Source organism: Nocardia mikamii NBRC 108933, assembly GCF_001613505.1.
In the GTDB taxonomy this organism is placed as follows: Bacteria; Actinomycetota; Actinomycetes; order Mycobacteriales; family Mycobacteriaceae; genus Nocardia; species Nocardia mikamii.
Genome location: NZ_BDCM01000012.1, coordinates 505,202 through 518,737, shown reverse-complemented (window position 1 = coordinate 518,737; position 13,536 = coordinate 505,202). Strand labels below are relative to the sequence as shown.

General features: G+C 67.5%; 14 protein-coding genes. 6 read left to right on the top strand and 8 right to left on the bottom strand.

Going from position 1 to position 13,536, the window contains the following annotated elements:
- The 3 genes from NMI01S_RS17275 to NMI01S_RS17265 are packed head-to-tail and all read right to left on the bottom strand — an operon-like array spanning position 1 to position 3,147.
- The gene (locus tag NMI01S_RS17275) at positions 1 to 1,398 is read right to left on the bottom strand and encodes an MlaD family protein (protein WP_062998374.1); all 1,398 of its coding nucleotides are present in this window, start codon (positions 1,396 to 1,398) and stop codon (positions 1 to 3) included.
- 8 nt (positions 1,399 to 1,406) lie between these two features.
- Entirely contained in the window at positions 1,407 to 2,267 is an 861-nt protein-coding gene (locus NMI01S_RS17270) for an ABC transporter permease (protein WP_062998371.1), read from the bottom strand.
- A gap of 1 nt (position 2,268) precedes the next feature.
- On the bottom strand, positions 2,269 to 3,147 hold the full coding sequence (locus NMI01S_RS17265) for an MlaE family ABC transporter permease (RefSeq protein ID WP_084513023.1): 879 nt from the start codon (positions 3,145 to 3,147) through the stop codon (positions 2,269 to 2,271).
- Between the two features lie 160 nt (positions 3,148 to 3,307).
- On the opposite strand from NMI01S_RS17265, the gene NMI01S_RS17260 reads away from it, so the two are divergent.
- Positions 3,308 to 3,985: a TetR/AcrR family transcriptional regulator gene (locus NMI01S_RS17260; RefSeq protein WP_245716905.1), complete on the top strand. Its 678-nt coding sequence runs from the start codon at positions 3,308 to 3,310 to the stop codon at positions 3,983 to 3,985.
- Positions 3,986 to 4,029: 44 nt separating this feature from the next.
- Here NMI01S_RS17260 and NMI01S_RS17255 read toward each other — a convergent pair whose 3' ends face one another.
- Positions 4,030 to 4,665 carry a TetR/AcrR family transcriptional regulator gene (locus NMI01S_RS17255; RefSeq protein WP_063920760.1) on the bottom strand — a complete coding sequence of 212 codons (636 nt, stop codon included), beginning with the start codon at positions 4,663 to 4,665 and terminating at the stop codon, positions 4,030 to 4,032.
- 131 nt (positions 4,666 to 4,796) lie between these two features.
- On the opposite strand from NMI01S_RS17255, the gene NMI01S_RS17250 reads away from it, so the two are divergent.
- Both NMI01S_RS17250 and NMI01S_RS17240 read left to right on the top strand, forming a co-directional pair.
- Positions 4,797 to 5,531, top strand: a complete 735-nt coding sequence (locus NMI01S_RS17250) for a nuclear transport factor 2 family protein (RefSeq protein WP_062998751.1) — start codon at positions 4,797 to 4,799, stop codon at positions 5,529 to 5,531.
- A 702-nt stretch (positions 5,532 to 6,233) separates the two neighbouring features.
- Positions 6,234 to 6,818, top strand: a complete 585-nt coding sequence (locus NMI01S_RS17240; protein ID WP_062998363.1) for a TetR/AcrR family transcriptional regulator — start codon at positions 6,234 to 6,236, stop codon at positions 6,816 to 6,818.
- Positions 6,819 to 6,830: 12 nt separating this feature from the next.
- Here NMI01S_RS17240 and NMI01S_RS17235 read toward each other — a convergent pair whose 3' ends face one another.
- Genes NMI01S_RS17235 through NMI01S_RS17220 form a run of 4 tightly spaced genes read right to left on the bottom strand, consistent with a single transcriptional unit; the run spans position 6,831 to position 11,182 of the window.
- Complete coding sequence (locus NMI01S_RS17235; protein WP_062998361.1) at positions 6,831 to 7,538, bottom strand: type 1 glutamine amidotransferase domain-containing protein; 708 nt, start codon at positions 7,536 to 7,538, stop codon at positions 6,831 to 6,833.
- Between the two features lie 40 nt (positions 7,539 to 7,578).
- Entirely contained in the window at positions 7,579 to 8,319 is a 741-nt protein-coding gene (locus NMI01S_RS17230; RefSeq protein ID WP_062998359.1) for an alpha/beta fold hydrolase, read from the bottom strand.
- Entirely contained in the window at positions 8,316 to 9,833 is a 1,518-nt protein-coding gene (locus tag NMI01S_RS17225) for a flavin-containing monooxygenase (protein ID WP_062998357.1), read from the bottom strand. The genes NMI01S_RS17230 and NMI01S_RS17225 overlap by 4 nt, the downstream gene beginning before the upstream one ends.
- A 56-nt stretch (positions 9,834 to 9,889) precedes the next feature.
- Positions 9,890 to 11,182 carry an NADH:flavin oxidoreductase/NADH oxidase family protein gene (locus NMI01S_RS17220; RefSeq protein WP_062998355.1) on the bottom strand — a complete coding sequence of 431 codons (1,293 nt, stop codon included), beginning with the start codon at positions 11,180 to 11,182 and terminating at the stop codon, positions 9,890 to 9,892.
- A gap of 104 nt (positions 11,183 to 11,286) precedes the next feature.
- Here NMI01S_RS17220 and NMI01S_RS17215 point away from each other — a divergent pair, with 104 nt between their 5' ends.
- The 3 genes from NMI01S_RS17215 to NMI01S_RS17205 all read left to right on the top strand — a co-directional run bounded on the left by NMI01S_RS17215 (position 11,287) and on the right by NMI01S_RS17205 (position 13,418).
- Positions 11,287 to 11,859, top strand: a complete 573-nt coding sequence (locus NMI01S_RS17215) for a TetR/AcrR family transcriptional regulator (protein ID WP_062998353.1) — start codon at positions 11,287 to 11,289, stop codon at positions 11,857 to 11,859.
- 141 nt (positions 11,860 to 12,000) lie between these two features.
- A complete protein-coding gene (locus tag NMI01S_RS17210; RefSeq protein WP_245716904.1) occupies positions 12,001 to 12,447 on the top strand; it encodes a nitroreductase family deazaflavin-dependent oxidoreductase in 447 nt (148 codons plus the stop codon).
- 122 nt (positions 12,448 to 12,569) lie between these two features.
- The gene (locus tag NMI01S_RS17205; RefSeq protein WP_062998351.1) at positions 12,570 to 13,418 is read left to right on the top strand and encodes an SDR family NAD(P)-dependent oxidoreductase; all 849 of its coding nucleotides are present in this window, start codon (positions 12,570 to 12,572) and stop codon (positions 13,416 to 13,418) included.
- Positions 13,419 to 13,536 lie beyond the last annotated feature (118 nt).

The following is a 13,536-nucleotide window of genomic DNA, read 5'->3' as shown; positions in this document are numbered from 1 at the left end:
TCAACGTCCGCCGTTCGAGAGTGGTGAGGTGCGCACTGTGACAGTGCCGTCGGCGAGCACCGGTCGCAGCAGCAACAGCTGGGCGGGGTTCGGCTCGCGCCCGAGGAGGGCGGTGATCGCCGCGTTCCCGGTATAGGAGGCAGGAGCTGCGGCACCGGGCGTCGTCGGTGCCGGCGGCCCCTCCGCCGCCGGGCCTGCGGGTGCGGTGAGACCGGGGATGGGCGGTAGCCCCGGAAGCCAGGGCAGAGGCGGCCCGGCCGGGGTGTTCGTTCCGGGAACTGCCGGGCCGATCCGCCCCGGCAGCAGCGGAGGCGGAAACTCCTGTGGCGCAGGAGAGTCGGGTACCGCGTCGCATCGGGGACCGACGAGCTGCCCGTAGTGTGGGCAGTCGGCGGCGGTATAGGGGCGAAACGGTGTGAAGGTCACGTCGATGGCCCATCGCATCTGCTGATGTGGTCCCCAGGTGAAGATGGTGGCGTAGGCGCTCAGCGCCTGATTCAGATTCGCGACCGAGGCGCCGATCGCATCCGGATCGGCGGCCACGGCGCCGAAGACGTCGTCGAGCCCGGATACCAATTCCTTTCCGGCGTCGGGGTTTCGGGCGAACAGCCCGTTGGTGGCCGCCACGGCAGACCCGGCGTCGGTGAGAAGGGCGACCAGTTTCGCTCGCCGTTCGGTGAAGGTGCGCGCCGCGGTCACCGAGTCGCCGAGCGCCTCGATCAGCTCCGGTGCCGAGCGGTTCACCGCCGTCGCGGCGGCACCGAGGTTCCCCAGCATGTCTCCGATACCCGGGATCGCTCGCACCTGTGTGGTCCAGGTGTCGAGTCGTTCGATGGTCGAGCCGGGGACACGGGCGCCGGCATCCAGCGCGTCGGCGAGGGCCCCCAGGACGCGAGCCAACCTCTGCGGCTGGATCGCTTCCAGGACGGTGCGCAGTGTGGTCAACGTGGCCTGTAGCTGGGCGGTGGCAGCGCTGGTGTCCTGGCGGATCGTCGTGCCGGTGCGCAGACCGTCGCGGCCCGGCCCGTTGTCGACCAGCTCGAGAGCGGTGACGCCGAACAGGTTCGCCGGAACCACCCGTGCGGTCACGGTCGCTGGAATCCGCTGCGCCACCGACGGTTTCAGGCGCAGTCGAACCAGCTGGCGCTGCCCCTCGGCGGCGATGTCCACATCGGCGACGGAGCCCACGATCATGCCGCGGAACTTCACATCGGCGTGTGGTGGCATACCGTCGCCCGTGCTCGTCATCTCGGCGGTGACGGCGACCGTGTCGGCGAATGCGCCGGTATAGCGCAGGCCCAGCAGATATATCCCCGCGGCCAGGGCGCCGACCATGGTGACGCCGATGACGCCCAGTCGCAGGGCGCCGGGGCCGCGGCCACTCGGATCGATGATCATCGCGACTCCTAGCCCGAGATCCGGATACCGGGGTCGATACCCCAGATCGCCAAGGTGAGAAGAAGATTGGCGAAGACGACCACGATGATGGTCATCTTGATCGCGCGACCGGCCGCCACGCCCACCCCCTCGGGCCCGCCCGCGGCGACGAAACCGTAGTAGCACTGGATGAAGGAGGCGATCACCACGAACACGACGATTTTCAGCACCGAGTAGACGATGTCGACCGGGTCGAGGAACTGATGGAAGTAGTGGTCGTAGGTGCCCAGAGTTGTTCCGCCCAGAAGCAATACGGCCAGCCTGGTGCTCACGTAGGCGATCGCCAGGCCGACGGTGTAGAGCGGAACGACGGCGACCGCCGCGGCCAGCATCCGAGTGGTGATCAGATACGGAAGCGGCCGAATCGCAATCGATTCCAGTGCGTCGATCTCCTCCGAGATCCGCATGGAGCCGAGTTGTGCGGTGAATCGGCAGCCGGCTTGGGCGCCGAATGCGATCGTCGCCAGCAGCGGTGCCAGTTCGCGGGTGGTCGCGAAGCCGGATATCGCACCGGTGAGCGGGCTCATCGTCAGCAGATCGAGCGCGCTGTGGGCCTCCATGCCGACGGTGATGCCGCCGAATCCGCACAGGATCACGATCACGCCCACCGTGCCGCCGCCCACCACCAGAGAACCGTTTCCCCACGTCACATCCGTGATGAGGCGCAGCAACTCTTTTCGGTAGTGACGCAGCACGAACGGAACGGCGGTCAGCGCCTCGGCGAAGACCAGCCCCTGGTGACCGAGGCGGACATGCAGGCCGACGGGAATGCGCACCGCGACCCCGGCCCGGCGGAGCGGACGTAGCAGCGGGGGGACGTAGGTGGCCATCTCACAGCACTTTCGAGGGGGAGAGGGTGTTGTAGATCTGGGTGATGAGGATGTTGATGCCGAACAGGACGATGGCGGAGTTCACCACCGCCGAGTTCACGGCGTCGGCGACTCCGGCCGGTCCGCCACGGGTATGTAATCCGGTGTCGCAGGCGATGATTGCCGCCAGCGCACCGAAGATCGCGGCCTTGAGCATGGCCACCACCAGATCGGTGGCGACCGCGAACGAGGCGAAGGTGCGGATATAGGAGCCGGGTGTGCCCGCCTGCATGTAGACGTTGAAGGCGTAACCGGTTGCGAAACCGACGAAGACCACCAACCCGCACAACAGGGTGCTGACGAGGACGGCCGCGGCGAGCCGGGGAGCGACCAGGCGCCGGATCGGGTCGACGCCCATCACCGTCATGGCGTCGATTTCCTCCCGGATCGTGCGGGAACCGAGATCGGCGCAGATGGCGGACCCGACGGCGCCCGCGATCATCAGCGAGGTCACCAGGGGAGCGCCCTGGCGAATGATGCCCAGCCCGTTCACCGCGCCGATGAACGTCGTGGCGCCGACCTGGCTCACCAGCGATCCGACCTGGATCGAGACGACCACCGCGATCGGCACCGCGACCAGCAGTGTCGGGGTGGCCGACACACTCGCCATGAAGGCGCACTGTTTGATGAACTCCTGCCACGGAAATCGCCGCCGGAACACCGCGGTGACCAGCTCGAGCGTCGCGCGCCCCGTCATCGAGACCTGGCGGCCCGCGGTCTCCACCGAGCGCTGCGGATGGTCACGCCAGTAGCCGACGCCGAATCCGATGACGCGTCGACGGTCGGAAGCCGCCGCTGCTCCGCCCGAACGCACCCTCCCGTGCGTGCCCTGCGCTGACATCTGCACCCCTTCATCGGTCCATCGACGACACGCCTCGCTACCAGCGCGTAGCCAAGGGTTAAGTACGCTTGAGTAGAGTTATTTCTACGGCTGCGTAGTAATGAGGAGAGACGTTAGCAAGGGGGTTCGCGACCGCGCTGGCGTTTGAGAGGATTCGTGGGTGGCTATCGAAGAGAAACTCCCCGGTGTGTGGCAGGTCTCCCCCCGGCGGCCCGGGGGGAAGACCGGTAGACGCAACGGTCCGCGGCTCCCGCTGCCCGAGCGCCGGGAGCAGTTGCTCGATGCCGCATTCCAGGTGGTCGGCCGGGACGGGCTGTCCGGCCTCACGATGCAGGCGGTAGCCAAGCAGGCCGGTGTCGCCAAGCCGGTGCTCTACGCGGTGTATCCCACCGCACCCGAACTCGTCGCCGGCCTTCTGCATCGCGAGCACGCGCGTGGTATCCGCCAGGTGATGGACACGTTGCCCGACAACCTTCGCGAGATCGACCCCGATACGGCCTACGCCGATTCGGTCATGGCCTTCTTGCGTGCGGTGCAATCGGACCCGGTGCGCTGGCGGCTGATCCTGACCCACGCGGACGGAGCGCCCGCCGACTACACCGAACTGTTGTCGGCTGCGCGCGAGAAGATCGTCGAGCGGCTGATCCAGCTCCTCGAAGCCGGGATCGAGCTGCGCGGAGGGCCCGCCAACGCCGACCCCGAACTCGTCGGTTACGTCATGCTCGGATTCATCGAAACCCTCGGCCGCATGGTCATTTCCGATCCCGACCGATTCCCGCCGGAACGACTACAGACCACCGTGCGTGCACTCGCCCGCACGTTGCCCAAAGGTCCCTGACCCGACGTCTCGCACCGACGACGCCTCCGGGGCGCCGGGTGGGCTCAGTGAGTGCGTGGGCCGAGGGTGAGTCCGAGTAGTGCGGCGACGATGCCGGTGCAGGTGTCGACGAGCCGGTCACGCTCGATGGTGAGGTGCCCGTCGGACCATTCCAGGTACACCGACGTCAACGCTCCGGCCAGCGCGGTGCCGATGGTGGCGAGCGCGGCATCACTGCTGGCGAACAGATCCCCGGCGCCCTCGCCCAGCAGCGGGGCCAGAGCCCGGATCACCGCCGGGGTGCGGCGGGTGATGTGCGCCCGTAAATCGTCGTCGGCCAACGGTTCACGCAGCAGCACCCGCGCCCGCCGCGGGTCCTCGTCGAAGAAATCGGCGCAGGTGTGCAGCGCCGACCGTATCGCCGCATACGGGTCGGGGCCCGCGGCGATCACCGACAGCCGTTCGCGCAACGCCGCTTCCACCCGGTCGTAGACGGCGAGGACCAGCGCTTCGCGGCCTTCGAAACTTTCGTAGAAATAGCGCGGGCTCAGATTCGCCCGTCGCGTCACCGCTCGCATCGTGACCGCCCCGGCTCCCGCTGTCCCGAGCAGGTCGAAAGCGCAATCCAGCAACAGCTCACGGCGTTCGCCGGAACGGTCCTGCAGCGTCTGGCCTCGCCAGAGTTTGGGTGCGGTGCTCACGCGATCATCCTCGCATCCCGTCCGCACACCGCATTGACATCACCTGATTCTACATGAATCATGTGATTCACATTGAGGCGCGCAGCTCCGGCATCGTGGCCGGTCGCGCCGATCGTGTGAAGGGGTCACTCATGTTCGACGAAGAACAGTTCCAGCAGGCGCTGCGGCAGCCTCGGTTGTCGAAACCGGTACCGGAATTCCTGAATTCCAATCGCGCCGTACCGATCCGGGCCATCCCCGAAGCCGAACTGCAGGCCGGCACCCTCGAGTGGTTCGGCGAGTTCGAACGCAAACTCGAGCTCTACGGCAAACTCGGTGCCGATCTGAGCTGGGTCATGGAATGGGCCAAGAAGTACTGGTGGAGCTTTCTGGTCCGGGATATGAGCCTCAACCACGAGCTCTACGCACCCGACATCCGCTACACCGACGTCACGACGTTCGGGCGCACCATCGTCGGCATCGACGAATTCGTGAAATACAACTTCGCCTTCTTCGACGCCATCCCGGACTGGCGCTACGACCCGCTGCCGAACCAGGTGTATCTGGACGTGACGCCGGAAGGCATGGTGCGCACCGTGATCCGCTACATCGGCAGCGGACACTGGACCGGCCCGCTGCGCCTATACCCCTACGACGAGTCCGCGCCCGTGATCTACGGCAACGGACGCTTCATCCAGTGCCCGGCGGTCGACCGCTACCACTTCAACGCCGACGGACTCATGGAAGAAGGCGAAACCCTGTACGACTTCCTCGACGCCACTCAGCGCGGCGGCGTTCTGCCCCGCGACGACAGCTGGCAGTTCCGCGCACTCATGGCAGCCTCCAAACTCCCCGCACTCCTGGCCCGGATCGGGGCAGCGCGGTAGCGGGTGGCGCCTTCCATGACGAGCGCCGTGAGACCTATCTGTCTACTGATATATGCGCATCTATTTATTAGAGTCGGCGAGTAGGTGGCATGTCACGCAGCCTGATCCGGGCCTCCGCACCGGACCGCGGGAAGGTAGCCGCGGAATTCGAGTAGCGGTCTACTCGGGTCGGCCGGCCCGTCGGTCCATACGCTGACAGCAACGTAGAAAGTTGATCGCTCGGCGTGGCTCGAACGGATGAAAGTAACGACGTCACCGCCGCAGATGGATATCCGGGTTTCGGTGCTGCTCAGCGCATTACGGTGTCGGCGAGCGTAACGGTGCCCCCGGTTTCGCGGCGGCGGTGCGGCTCGGCTTATCGCCGCACAGCACCGCCGGCGACCCACCACACCGGTACCGTCGGTCGGCGTCCGCCGTGCAGCCACTCGTCGTGCCTGGCAATGTATTCCGGTACGAGGTCCGTCCGGTCGATGCCCGGCAGGTCTTCTCCGATCGCGTACCGGCCATCGTCGGCGTCGGGGCAAGGTGCCGACATCGATCTCGATCCGATGGCGCAGGCCGTGGAAGACCTCGTCGCCGCACTCAGCGGTGGCGGGTCGACACGACCGCCGGCAGCGCTGGTGCCCGACAGCCCGTACGGCGGCCGCGGCTACTGTGGAGGTTCTCGAGATCGATGACTGATACCTGTTGAGGTTGGTTGTGATGGCAACGTCGGCAACGCCATATCACCATGGTGATCTGCCCAATGCGCTGGTGCGTGCAGCGATCGAGCTGCTCGAGGAAGGTGGGGCGTCGGAGCTGTCGCTGCGTGGCGCGGCGCGGCGGGCCGGCGTGTCCACTGCCGCGCCCTATCGCCATTTCGCCGACCGTGATGCCTTGTTGTCCGCGGTCGCGGCGGTGGGGTACCGCGATCTGGCCGCGCATCTGGCCGCCGTGCACCCGGAGCAGGTGGGCACCGGCAGCCTCGGCGACATCGCGGTCGCCTATGTCCGATTCGCGCTGACCCGGCCCGGCATGTTCCGGGTGATGTTCACAGAGTCCTGCGATGCGACCAGCCCGGAGCGGGCCGCCGCGGTGGAGGCCATCCATCGATACCTGGAATCGCTTGTGCGACAGATCTTCCCGGACGCCGACCCGGAGCCCACCGCGACCGCGATGTGGGCGTTGGTCCACGGTTTGGCTTTCCTGCATCTGGACGGGAAGCTCGACGCCTCCTCCGAGGAGGTTGTCGACGAGCGGGTGCGAGCGGCGGTGTCGGCGGTCCTCGATATTTCGCGGCTCGGCTGAGATTTCGTCCTTTTACGCCGAGGCGCCGACGTCTGCGAGCAATCGCTGGGCCAGTTTCTCCGACGACTGGGGATTCTGGCCGGTGTACAGGTTCCGGTCGACGACTACGTGTGGGCGCAACGGCAGCAGGCCCTTGGAGTATTCGACTCCGGTCTCCTTCAATTTGTCCTCGAGCAGCCAGGGCGCCTTTTTCGCAAACCGGTTCAACAGTTCCTCGCGGTTGGACAGTCCGGTCATCCGGTAGCCGGCGAAGGGGGAGTTCCCGTCGGGTGGCGTCGCGGCCAGAATGGCGGCCGGGGCATGGCACAGCAGGGCGAGGGGTTTGCCGGAGGCGAGCCGCTCGGTCAGCAGCGCCCCGGAGGTCGCGTCGTAGGCGAGATCTTCCATCGGACCGTGACCGCCGGGGTAGAACACGACATCGAAGGCGTCCGGATCGACGGTGTCCAGTGCCACCGGATGGGCGAGGGCGTTGTCGATGCTGTCGAGATACTGCTTCACGTCGCGGCGTTTCCAGGGCAGGCCGCCGGAGATTCCGAGACTCAGCCGATCCAGTGTCGGGGCCTTTCCGCCCGGCGTCGCGAGGGTGATGTCCCAGCCCGCCTCGGAGAAGATGCGGTGCGGCACCGCCACCTCTTCGGCCCAATAACCCGAAGGGTGTATTTCGCCGTCGTTCAACGTCCAGCGGTCCGCGGCAGAGATGACGAACAGGACTTTCGGCATTTCGCTTACCTCCTGTGGTTGTGGAAAGTTTACGCGACGGCTAGGACGCCGTCGTCGGCAACGACCGGGCGATCAGATCCGCGACGGCCTCCGGCGCCTCCCACGGCGGGGTATGCCCGACCGCTCGAAACGTCGTCGATATCGACCCGTCGAATTCCACGGTAGGCGCCTGAATTCGTGCGTCGAGTTCGCCGAAGGCCAACCGGGCCGGTTGTGGCAGGCGGGCCAGCCGATCGGGCAGTGCCGCCGCGGCGAGGTAGGTGTCGATGGCGCGGGTGCTGGTGGCGAAGTTGCGCCGGCCGCGCCGGCGTGCGTCGGTGACGAACCGGTCCGGTATCGGGGCGCCCGGGGCGAAGGCACTGCGCTGTGCGTCGCGTTGCCGTTCCTCGGAGGCGAAGGCCCACAACAGATCTCCGATACCGGGCAGTGTGAGGGCCCGCTCGACCGGTCCGCGTGCGGACTTCCGGCTCGCCTGCGACCAGGGCGGGCAGAGCAGTATCAGCGACGAGACGAGATCGGGGCGACGTTCGGCGAGAGCGGTCGCGACCAGCCCGCCGCGCGAGTGGCCGACCACGATCGACGGCGAGTCGAGCAGCTGCGCGGTATCGTCGGCGTCGTCTTCGATGGTTCCTGCCGAATCCAGATGCACCGCAACGATATTCGCGCGATCCGCGAGCATCGGCACGACCCGGTCCCACACCCGGTACGAGCTCGCGAGGCCGTGGATCAATACGACCGTGGGTGCGCCGGGCGTTGCGGTGACCGATGCCCCGGCGCTCATGCCACCACCTCGCCGGTGCGGCGATGCAACAGATGACGGGTGGGATCGAAACGCAGGGTGCGACGGCGGAAGTCGAATGTCGATCCGGGCCAGATGTTGGTGTTTCGGCCGTTGTCGTTGAGATACCAGCTCGTGCAGCCACCGGCGGTCCACACGGTGCCCTCACCGAGGCGCTCGACGTCCTCGGTGAATGCCCGCTGGGCGGCGGCGGTGGGTTCGATGGCGTCGAGGTCGTGGTCGCGGGCATAGCCGAGGGCGCCGGCGATGTAGTTGGCCTGGGATTCGAACATGTGGATCACCGAGGTGTGGCCGAGGCCGATGTTCGGACCGTGGATGAGATACATGTTCGGGAATCCGGAGACGGAGGTGCCGAGGTAGGCGGTCGGGTTGCCGTCCCACACTTCGGCCATGGTCCGGCCGTCGGGTCCGTAGGTCCGGTCGGTCAGCGGCAGGTGCGAGGTGCGGAAGCCGGTGCCGTAGATGATGGCGTCGACCTCGTGCGGGGTGCCGGTGTTGTCGATAAGGCCGGTCTCGGTGATCGAACCGATCCCGTGGGTGTTCACGGTGACATTGGGGCGGTCGAGTGCGCGCAGATAGTCGTCGGAGATCAGGACGCGCTTGCAGCCCAGCCGGAAGTCGGGAAGCAGCCGTTCCCGCAACCGTTCGTCGGTGACCTGGGACTCGAGGTGGCGCCGGGCGCCGCGTTCGGGCAGAGCCATCAGCGCGGGGTTACGGAAGGCGACGACCTGCCATTCGCGGCGCAGATACACCCGCAGGCGCTCGAGCCGTTGCAGCACCGGCATTCTGCGATACGCGGCGCGGGTCAGCGCGGTCGTCGGGCGGTCGTGGCGGGGCACGACCCAGGCGGGAGTCCGCTGGAAGACGGTCAGCCGCGCGACGCCGGGCTGGATGGCGGGAACGAACTGGACGGCCGAGGGGCCGGTGCCGATGACCGCGACGCGTTTGCCGGTCAGGTCGTAGTCGTGATTCCAGCGCGCGGAATGGAAACTCACACCCTCGAATCGGTCGATCCCGGGAATCGCGGGCAGCAGCGGATCGGCGAGGGCGCCGGTCGCCAGCACCACGTGGGCGGCTGTCCGCGGACCGAGGGTGGTGTCGATGCGCCACAGGTAGGCGGTCGGATCCCATGCCAGGCGCTCGACCGTGCATCCGAGTCTCAGACGGGAGCGCAGCCCCTGCGCATCGGTGACTTTTCTCAGGTAGTCGAACAATTCGGGCTGGGTGGCAAACGTGTTGCGCCAGCGCGGGTTCGGTGCGAAGGAGAACGAGTACAGATTGCTCTGCACGTCGACGGCGGCGCCGGGGTAGTCGTTGTCGCGCCACACCCCGCCGACCTCATCGGCGCGTTCGAGCATCACGAAGTCGGAGAATCCCGCGCGGTGCAACCGCACCGCGGTCGCGATGCCGCCGAAACCGCTGCCGATGATCGCGACATGGGAATGCGGGACGGTGCCCGCCGGTGTGCCGTGCGGCGCTGTCGTACTCGTGGACATGATTCCTTCGAGGGGGCGACGACGAGCCGTGCTCGCCGAGGGCGGATGGTCAGGATTCACTGCGCCGTGACGCGGGAAGCCGGTGACGCGGCTCGTTCGCGCCGCGTCGATGCCAGCCATCGTGAGTAGCGGCGCAGCGCGCGCGACTTCTCTCGCTGGTCCGCGAGGAGAGCGAGCGCGGGCCGGATGCCGAGGGCGGGGTCCTTTCCGGCGGCCATCCGTCGCATCTGGTAGCGGACCTGCGCCATCTGGGCCAGGGATGCGAGGGGTTTGTCCGACCAGGTCACCGGTTTCAAGGCGCCGGCCGCGCCCAGGCCCTCGCGCCAGCGGTTGGGCAGATCCGGGGTGACGGCAAGTGCGGTGCCCATGCCGACGACGGCGACATTCTTCGCGAGCACGCGCTCGGCGGTATCGCTGCGCGTGATGCCGCCGGTCAGCATCAGCGGAATCGGGCTGGTCTCGGCCAGTTCGGCGGCCAACTCCAGGAAGTAGGCCTCCCGTGCCGCCGTGCGTCCGTCGGTGGGCCGCCCGGACATGGCGGGGCTTTCGTAGCTGCCGCCCGACACCTCGACCAGATCCGCACCGAGACCGGCGAGCATGCCGATGACCTTGTGCGCGTCGTCGGCGTCGAATCCGCCGCGCTGGAAGTCGGCGGAGTTCAGTTTGACCGCGACCGCGAATTCGGGCGACACCACCGAACGGACGGCGCGCACGATGTCCAGAAGTATCCGCGCGCGGTTGGCGAGGGAACCGCCCCATTCGTCGGTGCGGTCGTTCACCAGCGGAGACAGGAACTGTGACAGCAGATACCCGTGTGCCGCATGGATTTCCACGCCGTCGAAGCCCGCGAGTTCGGCCCGCTCGGCGGTGGTCGCGAAGCGGGTGACGGTCTCGTGGATCTGCTCGGCGGTCATGGCGACCGGGCGGCCGAACCGCTTGGAATGCCGGCCCAGGTCGACGGCGATATCGGACGGGCCCCAGACGACTCCGGGCATATTCGCCTGCACCTGGCGACCGGGGTGGCTGATCTGCATCCACATCGCGGCTCCGCCGGCCTTTCCGGCCCGGGCCCACGCCGCGAACGGCTCGAGCGGGGAATCGGCGTCCAGGACGATGCCACCGGGCCCGGTCAGCGCCTCGGCATGCACCATCACATTTCCCGTGATCAGCAGCCCCGCGCCGCCGGCACCCCACCGCCGGTACAACGCGATCAGCCGATCGTCGGGCAGTTGGGCCTTCCCGGCCAAGCCTTCCTCCATGGCGGCCTTCGCGATGCGATTGCGCAGAATCTGCCCTGACCGTAGTTCCACCGGCGAGAACAACGTGTCTCGTGTCGAAGCGCTGGGCACGGGGACCTCCCTTCCCGAGGTATGTTTGCGGTGTTCACATTGCGTGGACAGTGCTAACATAGAGGAGAATGTAAGCGTCGTCAACAATGGTCGGGTGGTGAGGTATGGCACTGTCGACCGCGTCGTATCACCACGGGGATCTACCCAATGCGTTGGTCTGTGCGGCGGTGGAGCTGCTGGAGGAGGGCGGTGCGTCGGAGCTGTCGCTGCGGGCGGCCGCGCGGCGGGCGGGTGTCTCCACGGCGGCGCCCTATCGGCACTTCGCCGACCGTGAGGCGCTGCTCTCGGCGGTCGCCGCCGTGGGGTATGCGGATCTGGCCGGGCAACTGGCCGCGGCGCACCCCGAGCCGGCGACGCCCGAGGGGCTGGCGGCTGTGGCCGAAACCTATGTTCGATTCGCTCTGACGCGGCCGGGGATGTTCCGGGTGATGTTCGCCGAACCCTGCGGTTCGGCCGATGCCGAGCGGGTCGCGGCGGAGGCGATCAAGGGCTTCGTCGAAAACGTTGTGCGGCAGGCGTTTCCTCGCGCCGACCCGAACGCCGCGGCCACCGCGGTGTGGGCGCTGGTGCACGGCTTGGCCTTCCTGCATCTCGACGGCAAGCTCGATGCGTCGTCACCGGAAGTCGTTGCGGCCACGGTGCATTCGACGGTGTTCGCCGCGCTCGGTGCCGGATGATGCCCGAGATTCGATCGTTCGCGGACTTCATATGTTGACGACGCTCACACGTCTGCTAATGTATGCGCCGCTAACTCGCTCTGGTGGCCAGGCGGACCGAATGTGAACCGCCACGACGAGATATCCGACAAGGGGTACGTGGTGAACACGAACACGATGAAAGACGCCGGGGCCAAGCTGATGAACATCGCGCACCGGCTGGTCCTCACAATCAGCGGAAATCGGCTGCTGGCCAAGCCGTTCGGAATGCCGGTGGTCGAATTGCACACCGTCGGCCGTACATCCGGTCTGCCGCGATCCTGCTACCTCACCTCGCCGGTGCACGACGAGGACCGCGTGATACTGGTGGCGTCCAAGGGCGGTGACGACCGCCATCCCGACTGGTACCGCAACCTGCAGGCGCACCCCGATGCCGAACTCGTGATCGACGGACGCCGCCGGAAGATCCACGCCCGCACCGCGAATCCCGAGGAGCGCGCACAGCTGTGGCCGCGGATCACCGAGGCCTACCGGGGGTACGCGAACTACCAGACGCGGACCACGCGGGAGATCCCGGTGGTCATCTGCGAGCTGGAGGGCGCACGATGACCGTGGCGTCGGCCGGGTCGTAAGCTGGTGGCAGACGGAGGGCGCGGTCACGTCGTACGACACCACAATCCCATGACAGCTCGCGCGGCTGTACGCCACGCATCCACCGACTGGAGACCCCGGTGACAGACAGCAGATCAGCCTCGAATTCGCGACGCACGATCGTCATCACCGGTGCCAGCGACGGCATCGGCGCGGTGACCGCGCGGGCGCTGGCCGCTCCCGACGTCGACCTCGTCATCGTCGGCAGGTCGGCGCGCAAACTCGCCGCCGTGACCGCCGACACCGGTGCCACCGCCTTCACGGCCGATTTCGCCGTCCTCGACGATGTGCGCGGTCTCGCCGAGCGGATCGGTGAACACGCCGGCGCGATCGACGTGCTGCTCAACAACGCGGGCGGCCTCTTCGAGCCGCGGCAGCGGACCGTCGATGGGCACGAACCCAACTTCCAGATCAACCACCTGGCCCCGTTCCTGCTCACCAATCTGCTGCACGACAAACTCGCCGCCCACGGCGCCCTCGTACTGAACACCGCGAGCGTCGGCAACCTCTTCGGGCGTGTCGACATCTCCGACCTCGACTACCGGCGCCGCCGCGCCTTCGGATGGCGCGCCTACGGGACGAGCAAGCTGATGAACATCATGTTCACCCGCGGTATCGCGGAGCGCTGGACATCGGACGGAATCGTCTCCGCCGCAGTCCATCCCGGTCCGGTGGCCTCGAGTTTCGGCCGCGATTCCCGCGCCGTCGGCCTGCTCTACCGCACCCCCCTGCGCCACGTCGGCACCATCACTCCCGCCCGTGGCGCCGAACCCCTGATCGACCTGGCCCGCCGCGGCGCCGACCCGGAAATCAACGGCGTCTACTTCCACCGCCACCGAGCGAAAGGCCCCGAGTCGCCCCAGGCCCACAACCGCCGCCTCATCGACGAACTATGGTCCGTCTCAGCCGATCTCGTCGGACTGGATTGACGTCGAGCTTCGCCCGGCGCGCCGATGGCCGCGCGTAGGTCCTTCCCCTTGTCGGCCGAGCGCGGCTTGCGCTGCCGTGGCGGCCAGTACAACACCGCGTAGTAGACGGCGACCGACA